The 19,717-nt window shown below is 70.1% G+C and carries 19 protein-coding genes; 16 read left to right on the top strand and 3 right to left on the bottom strand.

Annotated features, from left to right (window positions below; all coding sequences use genetic code 11):
* Nucleotides 1-24: 24 nt before the first annotated feature.
* Entirely contained in the window at nucleotides 25-1,428 is a 1,404-nt protein-coding gene (locus ABD212_RS09175; protein WP_344094144.1) for an MFS transporter, read from the bottom strand.
* A 119-nt stretch (nucleotides 1,429-1,547) separates the two neighbouring features.
* Here ABD212_RS09175 and ABD212_RS09180 point away from each other — a divergent pair, with 119 nt between their 5' ends.
* The 10 genes from ABD212_RS09180 (at nucleotide 1,548) to ABD212_RS09225 (ending at nucleotide 13,893) form a co-directional block, all read left to right on the top strand.
* Nucleotides 1,548-2,270 (top strand): GNAT family N-acetyltransferase, encoded by a 723-nt coding sequence (locus ABD212_RS09180; protein ID WP_344093637.1) that lies wholly within the window; start codon nucleotides 1,548-1,550, stop codon nucleotides 2,268-2,270.
* A 24-nt stretch (nucleotides 2,271-2,294) separates the two neighbouring features.
* The gene (locus ABD212_RS09185; RefSeq protein WP_344093639.1) at nucleotides 2,295-3,215 is read left to right on the top strand and encodes a cyclase family protein; all 921 of its coding nucleotides are present in this window, start codon (nucleotides 2,295-2,297) and stop codon (nucleotides 3,213-3,215) included.
* A 38-nt stretch (nucleotides 3,216-3,253) separates the two neighbouring features.
* On the top strand, nucleotides 3,254-4,594 hold the full coding sequence (locus tag ABD212_RS09190) for an alpha-hydroxy-acid oxidizing protein (protein ID WP_344093641.1): 1,341 nt from the start codon (nucleotides 3,254-3,256) through the stop codon (nucleotides 4,592-4,594).
* 2 nt (nucleotides 4,595-4,596) lie between these two features.
* Nucleotides 4,597-5,034 carry a hypothetical protein gene (locus ABD212_RS09195; RefSeq protein ID WP_344093643.1) on the top strand — a complete coding sequence of 146 codons (438 nt, stop codon included), beginning with the start codon at nucleotides 4,597-4,599 and terminating at the stop codon, nucleotides 5,032-5,034.
* Nucleotides 5,035-5,080: 46 nt separating this feature from the next.
* On the top strand, nucleotides 5,081-6,955 hold the full coding sequence (locus ABD212_RS09200) for a substrate-binding and vWA domain-containing protein (RefSeq protein ID WP_344093645.1): 1,875 nt from the start codon (nucleotides 5,081-5,083) through the stop codon (nucleotides 6,953-6,955).
* Nucleotides 6,956-6,970: 15 nt separating this feature from the next.
* Complete coding sequence (locus ABD212_RS09205; RefSeq protein WP_344093647.1) at nucleotides 6,971-7,990, top strand: hypothetical protein; 1,020 nt, start codon at nucleotides 6,971-6,973, stop codon at nucleotides 7,988-7,990.
* A 24-nt stretch (nucleotides 7,991-8,014) separates the two neighbouring features.
* Complete coding sequence (locus ABD212_RS09210) at nucleotides 8,015-8,218, top strand: hypothetical protein (protein ID WP_344093649.1); 204 nt, start codon at nucleotides 8,015-8,017, stop codon at nucleotides 8,216-8,218.
* 103 nt (nucleotides 8,219-8,321) lie between these two features.
* On the top strand, nucleotides 8,322-11,120 hold the full coding sequence (locus tag ABD212_RS09215; protein WP_344093651.1) for a hypothetical protein: 2,799 nt from the start codon (nucleotides 8,322-8,324) through the stop codon (nucleotides 11,118-11,120).
* Nucleotides 11,120-12,391: a hypothetical protein gene (locus ABD212_RS09220; protein ID WP_344093653.1), complete on the top strand. Its 1,272-nt coding sequence runs from the start codon at nucleotides 11,120-11,122 to the stop codon at nucleotides 12,389-12,391. Before ABD212_RS09215 ends, ABD212_RS09220 begins: the two co-directional genes overlap by 1 nt.
* 116 nt (nucleotides 12,392-12,507) lie before the next feature.
* Complete coding sequence (locus ABD212_RS09225) at nucleotides 12,508-13,893, top strand: glycine--tRNA ligase (RefSeq protein ID WP_344093655.1); 1,386 nt, start codon at nucleotides 12,508-12,510, stop codon at nucleotides 13,891-13,893.
* Nucleotides 13,894-13,962: 69 nt separating this feature from the next.
* On the opposite strand, the gene ABD212_RS09230 is transcribed toward ABD212_RS09225, so the two are convergent.
* Nucleotides 13,963-14,385, bottom strand: a complete 423-nt coding sequence (locus ABD212_RS09230; protein WP_344093657.1) for a DUF1801 domain-containing protein — start codon at nucleotides 14,383-14,385, stop codon at nucleotides 13,963-13,965.
* A 1-nt stretch (nucleotide 14,386) separates the two neighbouring features.
* Entirely contained in the window at nucleotides 14,387-14,953 is a 567-nt protein-coding gene (locus tag ABD212_RS09235; RefSeq protein ID WP_344093659.1) for an HhH-GPD-type base excision DNA repair protein, read from the bottom strand.
* Nucleotides 14,954-15,029: 76 nt separating this feature from the next.
* Between ABD212_RS09235 and hemG the strand changes: the two genes are divergently transcribed.
* The 6 genes from hemG to cofD all read left to right on the top strand — a co-directional run bounded on the left by hemG (nucleotide 15,030) and on the right by cofD (nucleotide 19,717).
* Entirely contained in the window at nucleotides 15,030-16,508 is a 1,479-nt protein-coding gene (gene hemG, locus ABD212_RS09240; protein ID WP_425561255.1) for a protoporphyrinogen oxidase, read from the top strand.
* Between the two features lie 121 nt (nucleotides 16,509-16,629).
* Nucleotides 16,630-17,022, top strand: a complete 393-nt coding sequence (locus ABD212_RS09245) for a YtxH domain-containing protein (protein WP_344093664.1) — start codon at nucleotides 16,630-16,632, stop codon at nucleotides 17,020-17,022.
* Between the two features lies 1 nt (nucleotide 17,023).
* Nucleotides 17,024-17,425 (top strand): phage holin family protein, encoded by a 402-nt coding sequence (locus tag ABD212_RS09250; RefSeq protein ID WP_344093666.1) that lies wholly within the window; start codon nucleotides 17,024-17,026, stop codon nucleotides 17,423-17,425.
* Nucleotides 17,415-17,723 carry a hypothetical protein gene (locus ABD212_RS09255; protein WP_344093668.1) on the top strand — a complete coding sequence of 103 codons (309 nt, stop codon included), beginning with the start codon at nucleotides 17,415-17,417 and terminating at the stop codon, nucleotides 17,721-17,723. The genes ABD212_RS09250 and ABD212_RS09255 overlap by 11 nt, the downstream gene beginning before the upstream one ends.
* Nucleotides 17,724-17,912: 189 nt before the next feature.
* A complete protein-coding gene (locus ABD212_RS09260; protein WP_344093670.1) occupies nucleotides 17,913-18,713 on the top strand; it encodes a uroporphyrinogen-III synthase in 801 nt (266 codons plus the stop codon).
* A gap of 23 nt (nucleotides 18,714-18,736) precedes the next feature.
* Complete coding sequence (gene cofD / locus ABD212_RS09265; protein WP_344093672.1) at nucleotides 18,737-19,717, top strand: 2-phospho-L-lactate transferase; 981 nt, start codon at nucleotides 18,737-18,739, stop codon at nucleotides 19,715-19,717.

The raw sequence follows: 19,717 nt of genomic DNA on the forward strand, positions 1-19,717 counted from the left end.
CCCGCAGGTGTCACCAGGGGTGGCTCACTCCGGCAGGGACGGATGCCGCTCCTCGGGAGCGTGGTGCGCGGGGATGAACAGGGCGAGCACCAGAGCAGCCACGGCACCGGCCCCGGCGAGCAGATACGTGAGGTGGAAGCCTGCCGCGCTCGGGATCTGCACGCCGTTCTGCACCGTCGACGAGGCGGCGAGCACGGCTCCCATGACGGCCGCCGCCGTGCTCGTGCCGAGCGACCGGAACAGCGCGTTCAGCCCGTTCGAGGCGCCGGTCTCGTTCTGCGGCACCGATCGCATGATCAGCATCGGCATCGCGGCGAAGCCGAAGCCGATGCCGACCCCGATGAGCAGGTTCGAGACGAGGATCTGCCACACCTGGCTGCCGGCGATCAGCACGAATGCGTACGCGGCCACGAGGGCGATCGCACCCATGATCAGCAGGGCACGCGGTCCGATCACGTTCGACAGCCGGCCCGATACCGGCGAGAGGACCATCATCACGAGTCCGGCGGGCATCACGACGAGGCTCGCGAGGATGAGCGACAGACCGAGTCCTGCGCCGGTCTCGACGGGCAGCTCGAGGATCTGCGGAAAGACGACGTTCGACGCGAACAGCGCGAAGCCCATCCCGATCGAGGCGAGGTTGGTCAGCAGCACCGGCCGGCGACCGGCGACCCGCACGTCGAGGAGCGGCTCCGCGATGCGCAGCTCGTACCACCCCCACACGAGCAGCAGGGCCACGCCGCCGAGCCCGAAGCCGAGTGTCGGCGCCGCCAGCCAGCCCCATTCGCTGCCGCGGGAGACGGCGACCAGGATGCCGGTCAGTCCGACGGCGAGCCCGGCCGCGCCGACGAAGTCGAAGCTCCCGGGCGAGCGCAGCACGCTGACCGGCACGATCCACAAGACCAGTCCGAAGCACAGCGCGCCGAGACCTGCGGCGAGCCAGAAGAGGATGTGCCAGTCGGCGAACTCCGTGATGAACGCGCTGATCGGCAGCCCGAGCGCGCCGCCGACCCCGAGGGTCGCGCTGATGAGGGCGATCGCGCTGTTCACGGACCGGGTGTGCAGCACATCTCTCAGGATCGCGATGCCGAGGGGCACCACGCCGACGACGGCGCCCTGCAGGGCGCGGCCGATGATCACTCCGATGAGATTCGTCGACAGGGCCGCGATGACCGAGCCGATGACCAGCAGCACGAGAAGCACCAGCACGATGCGCCGCTTTCCGTACATGTCGCCCAGTCGTCCTGCGATCGGCGTGAAGATCGCGGCGGCGAGCAGTGTCGCGGTGACGACCCATGCGGTGTCGTCGCGGCTTGCGCCCAGCAGCTCGGGCAGCTGGGCCTGGATGGGCACCACCAGCGTGAACATGAACGACGAGGCCAGGCCGGTGAGCGCCAGCACCGCGACGATGGCGCCCTGGCGCGGCATCCGGGTGAGGCGCCTGCGTGCATCCTCATCCCTCGTCGCCACTCGTTCAGGCTATCGGCGCGCGGCGGAGCGAGGGCCGGATGCCGGGGCGGCCGCGGCCTCGGCGATATCGTGTCGTCATGGCCGAGGCATCCATCCAGACACCACCCGGAATGGACATCCGCGCGCTCGAAACCGTCGAGGCCGTGTTCGCGGCGTCGGAGGTGCTCGCCGAGGTGTGGGGCGGCGACCACGCCGGCATGCCGCCGAACCTGCTGCGCGCGCTCGCCCACTCGGGCAACTACGCCGTCGGGCTGTACGACGGGGATCGGATCGTCGGAGCATCCGTCGCGTTCTTCGCGGCACCCGCCGATCGCTCGATGCACTCGCACATCACGGGTGTGCTGCCCGACCACCAGAGCCACGGCCTCGGCCGGGTCCTCAAGCAGCACCAGCGTCAGTGGGCGCTCGCACGCGAAGTCGGCCACATCACCTGGACGTTCGACCCCCTCGTCGCCCGGAACGCCCATTTCAACCTGCGTGTGCTCGGCACGCGGGTCGACGAGTACCTCGTGAACCACTACGGCCCGATGGACGACGGGGTCAACCGGGGCGACGAGACCGATCGCATCCTGGTGTCGTGGGCCTTGGCGTCGCCCCCGGTTCCCACACCCGAGGACGAGCGGGTGGTCGCGTCGGTCGCGATCCCGCACGACATCGAGGCGCTGCGCCGCGAGTCGCCGTCGGATGCCGCGGCCTGGCGCCATCGCGTGCGCGACGAGATGCTCGGCCACCTCGCCGCGGGGCTGGCGGTCGGAGGATTCGACGACGCGCGCGGGTACCTGCTGGTCGGGCCGGACTGAGCCGTTCCCTCTAGGCTTCTGCGCATGCCCATCCCCGAGTTTCGCGCGCACTTCGACTTCGACATCCGCTTCGCCAACGGCGGAGAGCTCAGCGGCACCGGGTTCCGGCTCGACATCCCCTCCGCGACCGTCTCGACCGACGAGATCGGCCTGCTCCTGGTGCGTCACCTCGGCCTCGCGCTCGTCGACGACGTCGAGCTGCGGGGGCTGCGCATCGTCGAGGAGCCGCATCGCGGCAGCCGCGACGTGACCGAGCCGGTGGCGGGCACCGGCACGCGGGTCGTGGACCTCAGCCATCCGATCCGTGCCGGACTCGTGACGTATCCGGGCCTGCCGGCTCCGACGATCACCCCCCACCTCACCCGCGAGGACTCGCGCGCCCGATACGCGCCCGGCACCGAGTTCGCGATGGACGTGATCACGATGATCGGCAACACCGGCACGTACCTCGACTCGCCGTTCCACCGGTACGCCCAGGGCCCGGATCTCGCGGGGCTCTCGCTCGAGACGCTGGTGGGACTGCGCGCCGAGGTCTTCCACCTCGAGGACGCATGGTCTGCGGATCGCCGCGGCATCCGGGCAGAGACGCTCGCCGATCGCGACGTGCGGGGCGCCGCGGTGCTGCTGCACACCGGGTGGGATCGCTGGTTCGGTCGCCCGGAGTACGGCGCCGGCGCTCCGTTCCTCACCGGCGAGGGCGCGCAGTGGCTCATCGAGGCGGGCGCGGCGCTCGTCGGGATCGACTCGGTGAACATCGACGACACCGAGTCCGGCGGCGAGCGCCCCGCCCACACACTGCTCCTCGGTGCGGGCGTCCACGTCGTCGAGCACCTCACGAACCTCGGCGCGCTGCCGCCGGGCGGTGCCAGATTCACGGCGGCGCCGCCCGCCGTCGCGGGGTTCGGGACCTTCCCGGTGCGGGCGTTCGCGGAGGTGCGCGCCTGACGCGGGGTCGCCTGTCGATCGGACCATAGGCTGAGCGCATGGTTCAGAGCAGCGTCGCTCCACAGGATCCTGCCGCGGCACGCGGCATCTCGCGCCGTGCGCAGTCCGAGATCTACCGCGCCGGCATCAGCGGCACGAAACCGCGCGTGCCGGTCGATGCGGACGCCCTCGAGCGTGCCGCACGCAAGGCCCTGAGCGCCGAGGCGTTCGCGTACATCGCGGGCGGCGCCGGCGCCGAACGGACAGTCGTGGCGAACCGGGCCGCGTTCGACCGGTGGCAGGTCTGGCCGCGGCCGCTGCGCGACGTGTCGACGCGCGACCTGTCCATCGACTTCCTCGGCCGTCAGCGGCCGACACCCTTCCTGCTCGCACCGCTCGGCGTCATGGAGATGGCGCACGCCGACGCCGACCTCGCCGTCGCACGGGCCGCGGCATCCATCGGCATCCCGTACACGCTCAGCAACCAGGCATCCGTCGCGATGGAGCAGGTGCGGGATGCCGCACCCGGCGGATCCCGGCTGTTCCAGCTCTACTGGTCGGCGTCGGACGAGCTCAACGCGTCGCTGCTCGGCCGGGCCGAGGCATCCGGCTGCGAAGCCGTCGTCGTGACGCTCGACACGCACCTCCTCGGCTGGCGCACGCGCGACCTCGACCTGGCCTATCTGCCGTTCACGCGCGGCATGGGCATCGCGCAGTACACGAGCGACCCGGTCTTCGCGGAACTCGTGCGCGAGCGGGTGAGCGGCCTGTCGACGGACGCACGGCTGGTCGAGTCCGCGCCGCCGGTCAGGCTCACGCCGAAGGCCGTCGCCGCGGGCATCACGATCGCGCGCAAGGGGGCCGCACTCACCGGCGCGGGAGTGCGCGAGAGCCTGCGCTCGCCGCTGCCGCGTGCGGCCGTCGAGACGTTCCTCGACGTGTTCTCCACTCCGGCGCTCACGTGGGGCGATCTGGCCAAGGCCCGGGAGTGGACGAGTCTCCCGATCATCCTCAAGGGCATCGTGCATCCCGACGACGCGTCTCGCGCGCTCGACGCCGGAGCGGACGGGGTATGGGTCTCGAATCACGGCGGCCGGCAGATAGACCAGTCGGTCCCGACGCTGGCGGTGCTGCCCGAGATCGTCGACCGCGTCGGCGGGCGGGTGCCGGTCGTGTTCGACTCGGGGGTGCGGCAGGGGGTGGATGCCGCCATCGCCCTGGCACTCGGGGCCACCGCCGTCGCGATCGGCCGGCCATACGCCTACGGTCTCGCCGTCGCCGGCGAGGTCGGCGTGGCAGAGGTCATCCGCAACCTGCTCGCCGAACTCGACATCACCCTCGGGCTAGCCGGCTGCACGTCGATCCGAGAGCTGGGCCCCGAGGCGCTGCGCGAGGCGTGACGATGGCCGAGCGCGAGCTATGGTCGTGCCCGCGCTGCGGTCGCACGTTCGCCAACCGCAACCAGACCCACACGTGCGCGGCCGTCGGAGGCCCGGACGCGCTCGACGGGCGCTTCGTGCGGTGCGACCCTGTGGTCCGCCAGATCTTCGACGCGCTCGTGCATCACGTCGAGCCCGTCGACGTCCTGGTCGAGAAGTCCCGCATCGCGCTGCACATCCGCATGAGCTTCGCCGCGATGATGCCGCGGACGCATTGGCTGGACGGCCACCTGGTGCTCGCGCGCACGGCCGCGCATCCCTCGTTCCGTCGCATCGAGGTGTACTCGGCGCACAACGTGCTGCACGCGTTCCGTCTCACCGAGGCGCCGGATGCCGAGTTCCTGGCCCTCCTCGCCGAAGCCCGGGATGTCGGCGAGCAGCGCCACCTCGGCCGTTCCTGAGGCCATTGCGTCGTGTACGCAACGGCCCCGGACTTACGCTGTAACCATGGGACCTCGCCCGCGACGTCGCGCGCCTCTCGCGCCCGCGCCTCATCCTGCCCGCCCAGCATTCCGACGTCGCAGGATCGCCGCGGTCGGCGCGCTCGTGTTCGCCGCCTCGATCGCCCTCACAGGCTGCTTCGGACCGGGTCCCGATCAGGCGAAGGGCGGTGAGGGCGACTTCGCCGACGACGGCTGCACGCACATCGCGGTGGCGACGTCATCCGAGAAGGTGAACATGCTCGACGCCCTCGCGGCGGCGTTCAAGGACTCGCCCGAGGCCAAGGCGCTGGACACGTGTGCAACGGTTCGCCCGGTCAACGTCTCGTCGGGCGACGCCACCCGATTCCTCACCGCCGGAGGGGACTGGCCGAACGAGAATCGCGAACTCTGGCCGACGCTGTGGTCACCGGCGTCGACGGTCTGGACCGAGCGCGTCGCGGCAGCCGCCTCGCCTTCGCTCGTCGGGGAGCCGCGGTCGTTCACCCGCACGCCGGTGGTCTTCGGGATGCCGGAGCCCATGGCACGCGCACTCGGCTGGCCCGGCAAGCCCATCAGCATCACGGATCTCAAGGGGCTCTGCTCCGACCCCGACGGCTGGGGGAGCGTCGGCAAATCGGTGTGGGGTTCGTTCAAGATCTCCAAGACCAACCCGAACACGTCGACCACCGGGCTCTCGGCCATACTGATGCAGTCCTATGAAGCCGCCGGCAAGACCGAGGGGCTCACCGCCGCCGACGTCGCCGCCGCGGAGGACTTCTCGCGCGTGTTCGAGGAGTGCGTCATCCACTACGGCGACACGACCGGCAAGGTGCTCACAACGCTGTACCACGAGACGCAGAACGGCGCGAGCGGCTCGGGGTACGTCTCGGCCGTCGCGCTCGAAGAGACCTCGCTGCTCAACTACAACCAGGGCAACCCCGACTCGCACACGGTGCAGCCGGGGGAGAAGCTCACGCCGCCGAAGCAGAAGCTCGTCGCGGTCTACCCCGAGGGCGGGTCGATGTGGTCGGACAACCCGGTCACCGTGCTCGGCGCCGACTGGGTGACCCCGGTGCAGCGCGACGCCGGCCAAGCCTTCGCCGCATTCCTGCAGACCGAGGCCGCGCAGCGGATCCTGCCGGAGTACGGATTCCGGCCGCTCGACGAAACCGTGCCGCTCGGCAAGCTGTTCACCGAGGAGTACGGCGTCGATCCCGCGAAGCCCGTGGTGACGCTTCCGCGCCCCGAGGTCGACGTCGTCTCGGCCGCGATCGACCAGTGGACGCAGATCCGCAAACCGTCGTCCGTGCTCGAGCTCATCGACATCTCGGGCTCGATGGACGAGGCCATCGGCGACGGCCGGTCCAAGCTCGACGGCGCGATCGAGGGTGCGCAGGCCACGCTCAGCCACTTCCGCACAACCGATCAGGTCGGGGTCTGGGCGTTCACCACCGGGCTCGATTCCGAGGCGGGGCACAACATCGCGCTGCTCCGCCCGGTCCAGCCGCTGGGCGCGGATCGCGAATCCCTCGGCTCCTCGCTCGACGACCTGCGCTTCTCGGACCGCCAGGGCACACCGCTGTACGACGCCATCGCGGCGGCGTACGACGAGATGCGGGCGCGTGCCGAGCCCGGACGCATCAACGCGATCGTCGTGCTGTCGGACGGCCAGGACACCGATTCGTCGATGTCGCTCGACTCACTCGTCGCCAAGATCGGCACCGCCAAGCGTGAGGGCGGCGACGCGGCGCCGGTGCGCATCTTCCCGATCGCCTACGGCGATGGCGCCGACACCTCCGTGCTGCAGCGGATCGCCGAGGCGACCGGCGGCCAGTGGTTCGACGCGTCCGACCCCGCGAAGATCGATCTCGTCTTCGCCTCGGTCATCAACAACTTCTAGCCGGCAGGACGACGGATGCTGATCGTGCTCGCCGACGCCGGAGGGTACGTCGATGATGCCGTGGACGGGCTCAGCTCGAGCTCCGTCTACGTGTCGCCGGAGGTCCACGACGCCGCCGCCCTGACCCAGGCGATCGAGGCGCAGATCGGCGACGCCTCGGTGGGCGTCGCGGTCTTCTCCTCCAACGCGGCGCTCGAGGCATCCGGACCTGACATCGTCGTACAGCTCGGACAGCGGACCGGGTACGACACGATCGTCGTGGCCGTCGGCGACGACCTCTCAGCCGGTTCGCACGTGCTCGAGCAGGGCGAGGCGATGTCGATCGCCAACCAGGCCGAGTCGTCCGCCGGGTCGCTCGAGGGCGCTCTCACCGAGACGGTGCAGGGGGTCGTCGCGGCGGCCGACTCGCCGGCGCCGACCTCGTCGGGCGGGGCGGACGGTCTCGGAATCGGCCTCGCGATCGGGGCCGCGGTGATCGTCGCCGCGATCGTCGGCGTCGTCGCCGCCATCCGGATCCGGCGGCGTCGGCCCGCCACCGAGCAGCCGCTGCCGGCGTCACTCGGCCTGCAGGTGCAGGCGCTGCACACCCTGAGCGTCGAGTACGCGGCGGCCGGCGTCGCGGGTCACCCGATCGCGGGCCAGACCGCGCAGGACATCGAGGCCATCGCCGACAACGTCACGCAGCTGTTCGAGCGGCTCGCAGGCAAGGCTGCCGAAGACCAGCGCCGGCTGGCCGAGATCGAATACGGCGACAAGCTCGCCAAATTGACGACCGCCCTCGACCGTCACTATCTGCTCGACATCCTGATGCATCCCAACCTCTGGGATGACCCGGACGAGCGCGTGAGCGAAGTCCGGGACGCGGTCGTGGGAGTGTCGGAGCAGCTCGTCGAGAACATCAAGCAGGTCAACGCCCAGCGTGCCCTGCAGTTCCAGGTCTCGCTCGACACCCTGATCGGGCGCCGCAAGGAGCTCCGGGACTGGGACCGCGAGTTCCGGCGCGCGACGGATGACGGGCAGGCTCCCTCTGCGTGACGACATCCGGCTAAGGTGTCGCTCGTGACGAAAGCTGCTCGGACGGCTTCCCCGCCCTCGACCGGGGAAGAGCTGATCGCGTACATCGTGAGCTCGATCGTGAGCGTCGTGGCAGTCGTCGTGGTCGCGGTCTCGCTGGTCGTCTTCGTCCTGGCCGCTGTCACGGCCGTGAAGCTGCCCTGGGGGGATTGGGAGGAGTACCGGGACTGGATTCGGTCGCTGCGCTGATCGCGTGGGCGACAGGGCATGTGGACCGCTGGGTGCGGCTGAGCCCTCACCCTGTTGTCGCGCGGCCCTCCGAGGAGGATGATCGCCCGCGGAGGTCGGTCTCATGCCTGGTCACTTCACTCACGTCTACACCGCTCGACTCCTCGCCGACTGGCTCGGTGAGAGCAAGTCATTCAACCCCCTGGACGTGGGTGAGGGAGTCCAGCCGCTGCTGGGCGGCTTGCAGGGACTCGATCCCGGGCGATGCAGCCTCATCATGAAGAAATGGCCGATCTTCACGAACATCGGCGCCGTCGGCCCCGATCTGTTCTTCTTCAGCCAGGACTATGCGAGCGGGCCCCTCGCGGAGTTCGAGTTCGAGGACGACATCCTCATGCTGGGCATGGCCGTCTACTACTGGATCGACAAGGCGAAGGACGAAGAATGGGAGCCGCTGCTCCTGATCCTCGCCGAGGTGGATGCCACGTTCGCCCGCATCGTGCGCATCCTGATCAAGCTCAAGAAGATCTGGGACGATTTCGTCGCGGCATGGGACGCCACGGTGGGTCCCATCGTGGATGCCGCGACGCAGGTGCTCGACGACCTCACGGGCGGACTGCTCAGCGCCTTCGGCGACGCCCTCACCGAGCTCGTCACCGCCATCAAGCAGGTGGCCGAGGAGGAGCTCATCACCTTCACGGACATCTTCTCGTGGTTCTCGCTGAAGATGCGCGGCGGGTTCGACGAGCAGTCGTTCCTGTGGAGCGACATGCTGCATTACCGCAAGACGACCACGATGGCGCGGAACCTCTTCCTCGAGGCCGAGCGGCAGTTCGCCGAGGATGGCGACACCGACAAGCTGGAGCAGTTCCAGGCGTTCGCGCTCGGCTGGGTCGCGCACCTCGGCACCGACACCATCGACCACTCCTTCGTCAACGAGCAGTGCGGTGGCCCGTTCCGCACGCACTGGCAGCGCCACCACCTGATCGAGAACCACATCGACGCCTGGAACTATCGCGAGGCCGGTGTCGGCGGCGCCCTTCCCACGGACGATCTCGCGGCCACCGAGCTGTACCCCGATCTGTCGCGGAGCGCTTTCGTGTACGCGGTGGCCCTGGATGACGAGCACCCGAACGGGTTCGAGCGACCGACATCCCTCCCCGACGACCGTGCCAAGGCCAAGGATGCGGTCGACGTCGACGGCTTCATGCCGGACTGGCTGGCCGAGGGCATCGTCCGCGCGCTCATCGCCACGTACCACGTGGACGGCGAGCCGCAGCCGGCAAACCTCGGCGGCGGCGTGTTCCAGAGCGGGATCGGAGGGTTCAAGGGCGCCCTTCAGGCCATCCTCGACACTGCCGGCATCCATCTCGACCGCCCGATCGACGACGTGATCAAGGCCGTCGCGCCGGATCCCGGATTCGACGTGCCGTACGGCTACCCGCTGCCGTGGGAGGTGCAGACGTCGTACCGGTTCATGACGAGCTTCTACCGGCTGTCGTTCTGGGGTGGGTTCGACCTCGACAAGCCGAAAGAGCCCGAGATCATCATCTGGCCGCCCGCCAGCGACTTCACCGATATCGCGAGCGCGCCGGACTTCTCCGGACCCTCCAGCGGAGACCCGCTGCAGGACGTGTGCTCGGCGATCAAGTCGTTCCTCGACTGGCTGGTGCACGAAGCCGAGGCGATCGCGAAGCTGATCGGCGACCTCGTGAAGGCACTCGTCTCGCCAGGCACGTATCCCATCCGCTGGGCGCTCTACCAGCTCGCGATGTGGGCGTGGGACATCGTCACGACCACCCACGAGATCATGGCGCACACCGGGTTCGTGATCCCGCACGGCGAGCTGGTGAAGGATGGCGAACTGGCTCAGCCCAACGAGATCGACCACGCGCTGATCACGCTCGGCAGCACCGTCGATGGGGCGTTCCTGCAGGCGCTCGGCGACGCGACCGACCCGTTCGGCAACCTCGACCGCGATCCGGGGCTCATCGTCGAGCCGACGAATCCGCGCAACCTGCTCACGCCGTTCCTGCCGGTGCGCCCGGCGCAGAACAAGGACAGCGACCCGAACGAGTATCAGCGGCCGTGGGCGTATCCGCTGATCTCGCGGCGGGACGACAAGTCGCTCTACGTCACGCCGACCGAGCTCTCGGATGTCGAGGAGGAGCTGAGGCGGCTGGGGCTCTGGGAGCGGTACGGCGAGTGGGTCAAGAAGGCGGTGGGCGATGCGAAGGGCCGGGCGCTCACCGGGCCCTATCCGACCGGGGCGAGGCCCGACGGGGTGTTCTTCCGCACCGACCGGCAGATCGCGCCGGGGGCGCGGAGCGCGTACGAGGTCGCGCTCTCGCCTGCGATGACGGATGCCGTCAACGAACTGCTCATCGGTCGTGACGGTGCCACCGATCACAGTCCGCTGGGCGACGCGATCCCGTTCGCGGCGTACCTGATCGGGCGAGTTCTCGACAAGGACGAACGGCCCGTGCCCGACTTCAACCTCGACGCCGATCGAGGGTACGGCTACCGCTGCTGGGACTGGATCCGCGGCGACGTGCAGGGCGAGAACTTCCGCCACCAGAGCTACCTCAAGCCGGAGCGCGAGAGCGAGGGCGGTGACGACTGGCACGGCGCCGTCGAGCGGCCGCTGAGCTCCGCCATCGTGGCCGACGATCCGACACAGTGGAAGCTGCTGCTGCACTACACCGAGGTGCAGACCGGAGGCGAGGCCGGCGGGCCAGTGAATCACGGTCCGCTCGACCACGGTGCCTTCGACCACGGTCCGCTCGATGGCGGGATCGGGCTGGCGAAGGTCCACGGCATCGCCGCCGAGCCCGTGATGCTGCCGCAGGCCGCCGAGCAGCCGGCAGCGGGCGCCAAGGCCGCGCCGAGGCGCCGGCGCGTGAGCCGGAAGGAGGTCGGCTGATGGGCGAGTATGAGCACCGGCGGGACCACGGCCACGACGACCACCACGACCATGGCCACGAGCACCACGAGCACGAGCACGAGCACCACGAAGAGTGGCACGGGCGTGCCGACCGCGTGGAGGCGCTGAAGGATCTCGTCGACGCGGTGAGCCGACTCGCGTGCGACTGCGGCTGCGCAGACTGCCACCGCGGGCATCACGGCCACCACGATCACGGTCACGATCACGGTCACGGGGGTCACGGGGGTCACGGGGGGCACGGCGGCCACGGCGGGCACGGCGACGGTGGCAGCCACGACGGTGGCCGTCCGACCCGTACTCCCGGGACGGACGACGGCGATCTCGGCACTCCGCTCACGCCCGGCGACATCCATCACCCGCCGAAGCCGGGGCATTGGCCGGGCCCGCGCAAGGACATGCACCTGCCGTTCCTGTTCATGCGCGCGTTCCCGGGCGACACCGGCACCCGTCCGACGACGCAGCCGTTCTGGGAGAGCCCGGATGTCTACATCCTGGGCGGAGTGCATCCGTCGGTCGCGCCGGACCAGCCGGCGCAGCTCGGGCAGACCGCGCTCGCGGGCCAGGACAACACCGTCTACGCGCATGTCTGGAACCTCGGGCACGCTCCAGCTCGCGCCGTTGTCGTGCAGTTCTACTGGTGCGACCCCTCCCTCGGCTTCAACCCGACGGGTGCCCACCTGATCGGCTCGACGATGACCTGGCTGGGCTCGCGCAGCGACCCGGACTGCCACAAGGTCGTGAAGTGCCCCGAGAGCTGGCGCGCGACCTACACGAACGGCGGCCACGAGTGCCTGCTCGTGCGGGCGTTCGACGTCGCGGCAGATCCGATGACCACGCCGGAGTGGGATGCCTCGCAGAACCGCCACCTCGGACAGCGCAACATCCACGTGATCCCGGCCGGGATGGACGCCGACAGCCCCCTGACGCTGTCGGTCGGCCAGCTCTTCGGCGGCACGGCGACGGTCACGGTCGCGCGGCACGCTCCGGCCACGATGCCCTGGCTGCAGCTGCACACCATGCAGCGCGGCGTGTTCCCCGGCCAGGCGGTCGGCACCGGCGGGCTGATCCTCGGACGCCCAGGTACGGCGGGCGGCACCGGGCCCGTCGTCGCGACCGGCGATGGCGACCAGGTGCAGTTCGCGACGGGCGACGCCCCGCCGCCTCCCGGGCAGGCGCATGTGTACCGCGTGACGGCTCAGCAGGACGGCGCGGTCGTCGGAGGCTACACGGTGGTGCGGCTCGGCAGCTGACAGCGGCCGCGACCGGGGGAGGCATGCGGGACCCCGATAGAATCGACGGATGCCGCGATCCGCGGCATCCGCGATCTCCGCACCCCCCTCTTCCCATCCCGACCATTGGAGCCACCGTGGCCGAGCAGTCCCGCCTCGACAAAGTGATCGCCCTCGCCCGCCACCGCGGATTCGTCTTCCAGGCGGGCGAGATCTATGGCGGCTCCCGGTCGGCATGGGACTACGGACCGCTGGGCACCGAGCTCAAAGAGAACATCCGCCGGCAGTGGTGGCAGACGTTCGTGCGCGGCCGGGGCGACATGGTGGGCCTCGACTCGTCCGTGATCCTGCCCAAGCGCGTGTGGGAGGCATCCGGTCACGTCGCCACGTTCACCGATCCGCTGGTGGAGTGTCTCAGCTGCCACAAGCGGTTCCGCGCCGACAACCTCATCGAGGACTTCGAGGCGCGCAAGGGCCGCCCCGCCGAGAGCGGGCTGGCGGATGTCCCATGCCCGAACTGCGGCGTCAAGGGCCAGTACACCGAGCCGAAGGCGTTCTCGGGCCTCGTGAAGACCTACCTCGGCGTCGTCGACGACGAGTCGGGCCTGTACTACCTCCGCCCCGAGACCGCGCAGGGCATCTTCGTGAACTTCTCGAACGTGCTCACGGCCTCACGCAAGAAGCCGCCGTTCGGCATCGGCCAGGTCGGCAAGGCGTTCCGCAACGAGATCACGCCCGGCAACTTCATCTTCCGCACGCGCGAGTTCGAGCAGATGGAGATCGAGTACTTCGTACCGCCTGCGGAGGCGCAGGAGTGGTTCGAGCACTGGGTCGAGGCATGCTGGGACTGGTTCGTCGACCTCGGCATCGATCCCGCGAACATCCGGCGCTTCGACGTGCCGGCAGAGGACCGCGCGCATTACTCCGCCGGCACGATCGACGTCGAGTACCGCTTCGGCTTCCCGGGCAAGGAGTGGGGCGAGCTCATGGGCATCGCCAACCGCACCGACTACGACCTGCACAGCCACACCGAGGCGTCAGGGCAGAGCCTCACCTACTTCGACCAGGCATCCGGCGAGAAGTACATCCCGTACGTCATCGAGCCCTCGTTCGGCCTGACCCGCGCCATGATGGCGTTCCTCGTGGACGCGTACCACGAGGAGGAGGTGCCGAACGCGAAGGGCGGCACCGACTCGCGCACCGTCCTCAAGCTCGACCCGCGCCTGGCTCCCGTCAAGGTCGCCGTGCTGCCGCTGTCGCGCAACGAGAACCTGTCGCCGCTCGCGCGACAGGTCGCCGCGGACCTCCGCGGCAGGTGGAACGTCGATTTCGACGACGCGGGCGCCATCGGCAGGCGCTACCGTCGTCAGGACGAGATCGGCACGCCGTTCTGCGTCACGGTCGACTTCGACTCACTGGACGACGGCGCGGTGACCGTGCGCGATCGCGACACGATGGGTCAGGAGCGCATCCCCCTCGGCGCGCTGCAGGCTCACCTCACCGAACGTCTCGTCGGCGCCTGACTTCCGGGGGACTGACCACCCGCGGCCTAAAGGAACCGCCGATCTGATCCCGGGTACGCCGCCGGGGCCTCAGCCGGTGACCACGATCTCCGCGCCGGGCGTCTCGCCCGCGGTGACGCGACGCAGGTCGTCGGCGATGACGTCGCGCAGCACATCGAGGTCGACGGCCTCGAGGTCCTTGATGTAGAGGCAGCTGACGCCGGTCTCGTGAGGCCCGAGATCTGCGAGCTGCTCACCGTGCGAGGCGGTGCTGAGCAGGTACACGGTGGTGGCCTGGCGGCGGGGCGCGAAGCCCGCCAACGGCATGTCGCCCTCCGTCCCGGTCGGATAGGCGTAGTGGCAGGATCCGAACCCCACGATCGTGCCCCACAGCGCGGGCTCGCGTCCGGTGAGCTCGCGCAGCAGCTCGACCATGGTCGCGGCATCCCGCTGCCGCTTCGCCGGCGTCACCGCCGCGACGAACTCGGCGACGTTCCCGCCGGTCGGGCGCATGTCAGGCCTTCGCCGCGGACTTCATCGCGCGCTTGTGCTCGCGCACTTTGGCGAGCGAGTCGGCCGACGTGATGTCGGCGACGGAGCGGTAGCAGTCGGCATCGCCGTAGTGTCCGGATGCCTCGCGCCAGCCGTCTCCGTCGAACCCGGTCTGCTTGCCGAGCAGTGCGAGGAAGATCTTCGCCTTCTGCACGCCGAAGCCCGGCAGTGCCTGCAGCCGCCGGAGCACCTCGTCGCCCGAGGGGGAGTCCCGCGTCCAGATCGCCGCGGCGTCTCCGTCCCAGTCCTGCTCGACCGCGGCGCACAGCGCCTGCACTCGGGCCGCCATCGAACCCGGGAATCGGTGCACGGCGGGCGTCTTGCGGAAGATCTCGACGAATTCGTCGGGGTCGTAGCCGGCGAGCGTCGCGGCATCCACGGATCCGACCCGTTCCTGGATCTTGAGGGGTCCGGCGAATGCAGTCTCCATCGGCACCTGCTGGTCGAGGAGCATCCCGATCAGCAGCGCCAGCGGATTGTCGGTGAGGAGTTCGTCGGCGTCGGCGTCGCCCGTGATGTGGAGCGTCATCAGGCCAGTCTCGCACTCCATGGCGAGCGGGGCCACGCCGCACAGCCCTCGCGTCGGCGGGTGGGAGGATGAAGGGATGGTCGACGATCCGCAACAGCTCGAAGATCTCGCGGCTCACGCCCATGAGGCGCACGTCGTGGTCGTAGGCGGTGGGATCGCCGGGCTCGTCGCAGCCCTGGAATGCGCGAAGGTCGGCGTCCGCGTCACGGTGCTGGAAGCCTCGGATCGCCTGGGCGGCCTGGTGCGCGCCGCCGATCTCGCCGGCCTCACCCTCGACGTCGGCGCCGAGAGCTTCGCCACCCGCGGCGGTCACGTGCGCGCCCTCGTCGAGGAGGTGAGGCTCGGCGACGACATCGTCACGCCGGCGCCCGCGGGCGCGTGGATCGCCGGGCTGCCTGGCGCGGCGCCGCTCCCGAAAGGCGGGGTGCTCGGCATCCCCGCCAGTCCGTTCGCAGAGGACGTGCGCGCGGTCATCGGCTGGAACGGAGCGTGGCGCGCGTACCTCGACCGGCTTCGACCGGTGCTGACGATCGGTCAGGAGCGCAGCCTCGGCCGGCTCGTGCGGGGCCGCATGGGCGAGCGGGTGCTGGAACGGCTGGTCGCCCCGGTGACCTCGGGTGTCTACTCGGCGGATCCTGACGACATCGACGTCGAGCTGGCCGCGCCAGGTCTGAGCGCCGCACTCACCCGCGCCGGATCGCTCTCTGGCGCCGTCCTGCAGCTCGCGCGGGCCCGCACCGAAGCGCCCGGCAGCGCGGTCGAGGGGGTCAGGGGCGGGATGTCGCGGCTCGTGGATGCCCTCGCCGCACGCCTGGCCGACTTCGGCGTCGAGATCCGCCTCGACACCCCGGTCGAGGCGATCGAGGGGGTGTCGGATGCCGCGAAGGACTCCCCCCGCTGGAGGATCCGCACTGCCGAGGGCGACCTCTCGAGCGACCAGGTCGTCGTCGCCGCTTCCGAGTCGGCCGCCCGCGCGCTGCTGCGTCCGCTGATCGGCCTCGCGGACCGGCCAGGCCCGGCTCCGCGGGTCCACATCGTCACTCTCGTCCTCGATTCCCCCGAACTGGATGCCGCGCCTCGCGGCTCGGGGGTGCTGACCGTTCCCGGTACCCATCGGGCCAAGGCGCTGACCCACGCCACCGCGAAGTGGGCGTGGCTCTCCGAGATCGTCCGCGCGCAGCATCCGCACCGCCACGTCGTCCGTGTCTCGTTCGGAAGCCAGGCCGAGCCGCCGGCCACCGATGGTCTCGACCTCGAGGCCGCGACCGCGATGGCGGTCACCGAGGCCGCAACGCTGCTGGGCGTCGCGCTCGACGGTTCGCAGGTCGTGGGCAGCGACATCGCGCGGTACGAGCAGACGCTGCCGGGAGCCGCGATCGGGCAGCGGGATGCCGCGGCAGCTGTGCGGGCACGGCTCGCGGAGCTCACCGGGATCGTCGCGGTGGGCGCCTGGCTCAGCGGCACCGGCCTCGCGCAGGTGGTGCCCGACGCCCGCGCGCAGGCCCTCGCAGTGCGCCGGGCTGCGTTGTTCGGCGCGCCGCCGACCGCGGATTGACACGGCAGCGGCAGCCGCGGCACCCTGACGCCCCCCTCCGTTGTCAAGGTGGATGCCGGAATCGGCATACGGGTCTACCCTGGGACGAGACCACCCAGCTCCCTGAGCGTGAGGAGACCCTATGAAGGGCAAAGCAGGACTCGTCATCGGACTCGCCGTCGGCTACGTCCTCGGTTCCCGTGCCGGCCGAGAGCGGTATGAGCAGATCAAAGAGCAGGCCATGAAGGTCTGGAACATGGATCCCGTGCAGGAGCAGGTCGACAAGGTCAAGGACTTCGCGAAGTCCAGCGCCATGGCGCTGCCGAGCACGCTGTGGGACTCCGCGGTCAAGGTCACCCGCGCCGCCGGATCGAAGGGCACCCCGGGCCAGAAGCTGGACGCGGCGATCAAGGTCGGCGAAGACCAGGCCGACGATGTCGCGAGCGCCGCGAAGGAATCCGCCTCCGCCGCGAAGGACGCGGCGTCGGACGTGATCGACGACGTCGAGGGCGCCGAGCAGCCCGACGAGGCGTGACGTGACGACCCCGCGTGGGTTCCGCGACCGCGCCGACGACAGCCTCCTCACGCTTCTCGGCGACGTCCCCGAGCTGATCCGCAACCTCGTCATCGCCGAGATCGACGCGGCGAAGGCGTGGCTGCAGAAGACCGCGAAGGACGCCGGCGTCGGAACCGGCTGGATCGTCGGCGCACTTTTCGTGCTCTTCTGGTCGGTGCCGGTGCTCGGGACCTTCATCATCGCCGGCCTGTCCTCGTGGTGGCCCGTGTGGCTGTCGGCCCTTGTCGTGTTCATCGTGATGCTGCTGATCACGGCCCTCCTCGCACTGCTCGGCGTGCTGCGATTCCGCAGACTCGCTCGTGCACAGAACCCGGTTCAATCGATCGTCCAGGACGTGAAGGAAGTGCGCGATGAGCTCTGATGCCTCGGCGGTCGTCCCGGCCTCGACGCCGGCACCGGTTCCCGTGCCGCACACGGCGGTACCGCTCGGAATAGCCGATCCGGTCGAGAAGGCCCGCGCCGAGCTCAAGGCGGCGCTGGCAGCCATCGAAGTCAAGGCGAATGTGCCGCGGCGTGTGTCGCGCACCGTCGACGAGAACGTCGCGAAGGCGCGCGCGTTCGCGAAGAAGGAGCCCGCCCTCGCGGCCGTGGCCGTGATCGCCGGTGCCACCGCCATCGGCGCGCTGGTGTGGGGTCTGGTGCGCCTCTACACCCGCTGACGCCTCCGACCGTCGCGAATCGCAACTGCCGTCTCACCGAACCGGACACTGCGCCGTGGGAGCGGTATGCTCTCGGGTGAGGCAGTGCAATGGTGCGGATGCTGCCGACTGCGCGAACCCGATTCGAACGCGCGGCGGCTGCTCGAACATCTTGAGCGGCCGACTCAAGTACCACTGAGAGTCGACTCCATGAACCCAGCACCCCGGCATCCGATTGCCAAGCCCCTCGCAGGATGGCGCGTCCTGGTGCCCCGCGGGGGTCCATGGGGAGACTCCGTGGCTGCCACGCTGCGGACGCAGGGCGCGGTGCCGGTGATCGCGCCTCTCATCAACTTCGCGCCGACGAACGATCAGGCGACGCTCGAGCAGGCGCTCGCCGATCTCGCGGGCGGTGCCTTCGACTGGCTCACCGTCACGAGCGCGACGACGGTCGACGTTCTCTACGCGTATCGGGCCACGATTCCCGCGAAGACCAGGATCGCCGCGGTCGGCGAGACCACGGCGGCGGCCCTCCTCGCCGTCGGCTACCGAGTCGATCTGGTGCCCGATCGCGACAACTCGGCGGCCGGGATGGCGGAGCAGTTGATCGGTCTGGAACCGGACCCGCGCGACATCCTGACCCTGCGGAGCGAGATCGCGAAGCCGGTGCTCACCCGCATGCTCTCGGAGGCCGGTCACCGCGTGCGCAGCGTGGTCGCGTACCGCACGGTCGGCGTTCCGGTGACGGATCGCATCGCGGAGGACGTGCGTTCGGGGCGCATCAACGCGATCCTTGTGACGAGCGGCTCGGTGGCGGAGCAGGTCAGCGCGCAGTTCCCCTACGTCCCGTCCACGACGCTGATCGCCGCGATCGGTCCGCGAACCGCGAAGGATGCACGCCGTTCCGGCCTCTCGGTCGATGTGGTCGCCGACACCCAGACCGTCGACGCGCTGATCGATGCCGTCGCCCGCTTTCCACTCCCTCACGCCGCGGACGAATTCGCCCCGTAGTCTCGACGCTCTAGCCTGGAGGGATGCCGGTTCCTCGCGTCGTCGTCCTCGCCGGAGGAGTCGGCGGCTCCCGCTTCGTGCTGGGTGCCCGTGCCGCACTGCGGCGTCGCGGCATCTTCCCGACCGAGCACGCGCTCACCGTCATCGTCAACACGGGAGATGACCTCTGGCTCTCGGGCGTCCGCCTGCAGCCCGATGTCGACTCGATCATGTACGCCCTGGCCGGAGTGAACGACACCGTGCGCGGCTGGGGCCGCTCCGGCGACAGCGAGCGTGTCAACCACGAGCTGCAGGAGTGGGGGGCGGGCTGGCCGTGGTTCACGCTCGGCGACCTCGACCTCGGCACGCACCTCGCCCGCACCGGCTGGCTGCGCGACGGGCTCACACCGACGGCCGTGATCGAGCGGATGTCGCGCCGCTGGCTGCTGGGAGCCCGGCTGCTTCCGATGACCGACGACGAGGTCGACACCGTCGTCGTGCTCCGCGACGGGTCGCGCATGCACTTCCAGGAGTGGTGGACCCGCCATCGGGCGGCACTCGAGCCACAGCGCTTCGAGAATCCCGGCATCGCGTCGGCCACGCCGGCGCCAGGCGTCGTCGCCGCCATCGCCTCGGCGGACCTGGTGCTGATCGCCCCGTCGAATCCTGTCGTGTCGATCGGGCCGATCCTCGCGGTGCCGGGCATCCGCGAGGCGCTGGCCGCGACATCCGGCCCTGTCGTCGGAGTCTCTCCGATCATCGGGGGTCGGGTCGTGCGGGGGATGGCGGATGTCTGTCTCGCCGCGATCGGCGTGGAGACCTCTGCGGCTGCCGTGGCCGCGCACTACGGCGCTCGCCCCGGCGGTGGGCTGCTGGACGCGTGGCTGCTCGCCGAGGAGGACGCCGCATCGGCGGCAGCGGTCGCCGGGGGCGGCATCCGGCCTGTCGTGACCCCGCTGTGGATGAAGGACGAACCGCATTCGATGGCCCTCGCCGAGGCTGCGCTGGCAGCGGCGGGGGTCTGA

Origin of the sequence: Microbacterium deminutum (genome assembly GCF_039530205.1) — a bacterium.
Lineage (GTDB): Bacteria > Actinomycetota > Actinomycetes > Actinomycetales > Microbacteriaceae > Microbacterium > Microbacterium deminutum.

Excerpts from the sequence above, each read along its gene's own strand:
- ABD212_RS09175 (WP_344094144.1), bottom strand. The coding sequence starts at position 1,428 with ATGCCGCGCCAGGGCGCCATCGTCGCGGTGCTGGCGCTCACCGGCCTG.
- ABD212_RS09180 (WP_344093637.1), top strand. The coding sequence starts at position 1,548 with ATGGCCGAGGCATCCATCCAGACACCACCCGGAATGGACATCCGCGCG.
- ABD212_RS09185 (WP_344093639.1), top strand. The coding sequence starts at position 2,295 with ATGCCCATCCCCGAGTTTCGCGCGCACTTCGACTTCGACATCCGCTTC.
- ABD212_RS09190 (WP_344093641.1), top strand. The coding sequence starts at position 3,254 with ATGGTTCAGAGCAGCGTCGCTCCACAGGATCCTGCCGCGGCACGCGGC.
- ABD212_RS09195 (WP_344093643.1), top strand. The coding sequence starts at position 4,597 with ATGGCCGAGCGCGAGCTATGGTCGTGCCCGCGCTGCGGTCGCACGTTC.
- ABD212_RS09200 (WP_344093645.1), top strand. The coding sequence starts at position 5,081 with ATGGGACCTCGCCCGCGACGTCGCGCGCCTCTCGCGCCCGCGCCTCAT.
- ABD212_RS09205 (WP_344093647.1), top strand. The coding sequence starts at position 6,971 with ATGCTGATCGTGCTCGCCGACGCCGGAGGGTACGTCGATGATGCCGTG.
- ABD212_RS09215 (WP_344093651.1), top strand. The coding sequence starts at position 8,322 with ATGCCTGGTCACTTCACTCACGTCTACACCGCTCGACTCCTCGCCGAC.
- ABD212_RS09220 (WP_344093653.1), top strand. The coding sequence starts at position 11,120 with ATGGGCGAGTATGAGCACCGGCGGGACCACGGCCACGACGACCACCAC.
- ABD212_RS09230 (WP_344093657.1), bottom strand. The coding sequence starts at position 14,385 with ATGCGCCCGACCGGCGGGAACGTCGCCGAGTTCGTCGCGGCGGTGACG.
- ABD212_RS09235 (WP_344093659.1), bottom strand. The coding sequence starts at position 14,953 with ATGACGCTCCACATCACGGGCGACGCCGACGCCGACGAACTCCTCACC.
- hemG (WP_425561255.1), top strand. The coding sequence starts at position 15,030 with ATGGTCGACGATCCGCAACAGCTCGAAGATCTCGCGGCTCACGCCCAT.
- ABD212_RS09245 (WP_344093664.1), top strand. The coding sequence starts at position 16,630 with ATGAAGGGCAAAGCAGGACTCGTCATCGGACTCGCCGTCGGCTACGTC.
- ABD212_RS09255 (WP_344093668.1), top strand. The coding sequence starts at position 17,415 with ATGAGCTCTGATGCCTCGGCGGTCGTCCCGGCCTCGACGCCGGCACCG.
- ABD212_RS09260 (WP_344093670.1), top strand. The coding sequence starts at position 17,913 with ATGAACCCAGCACCCCGGCATCCGATTGCCAAGCCCCTCGCAGGATGG.
- cofD (WP_344093672.1), top strand. The coding sequence starts at position 18,737 with ATGCCGGTTCCTCGCGTCGTCGTCCTCGCCGGAGGAGTCGGCGGCTCC.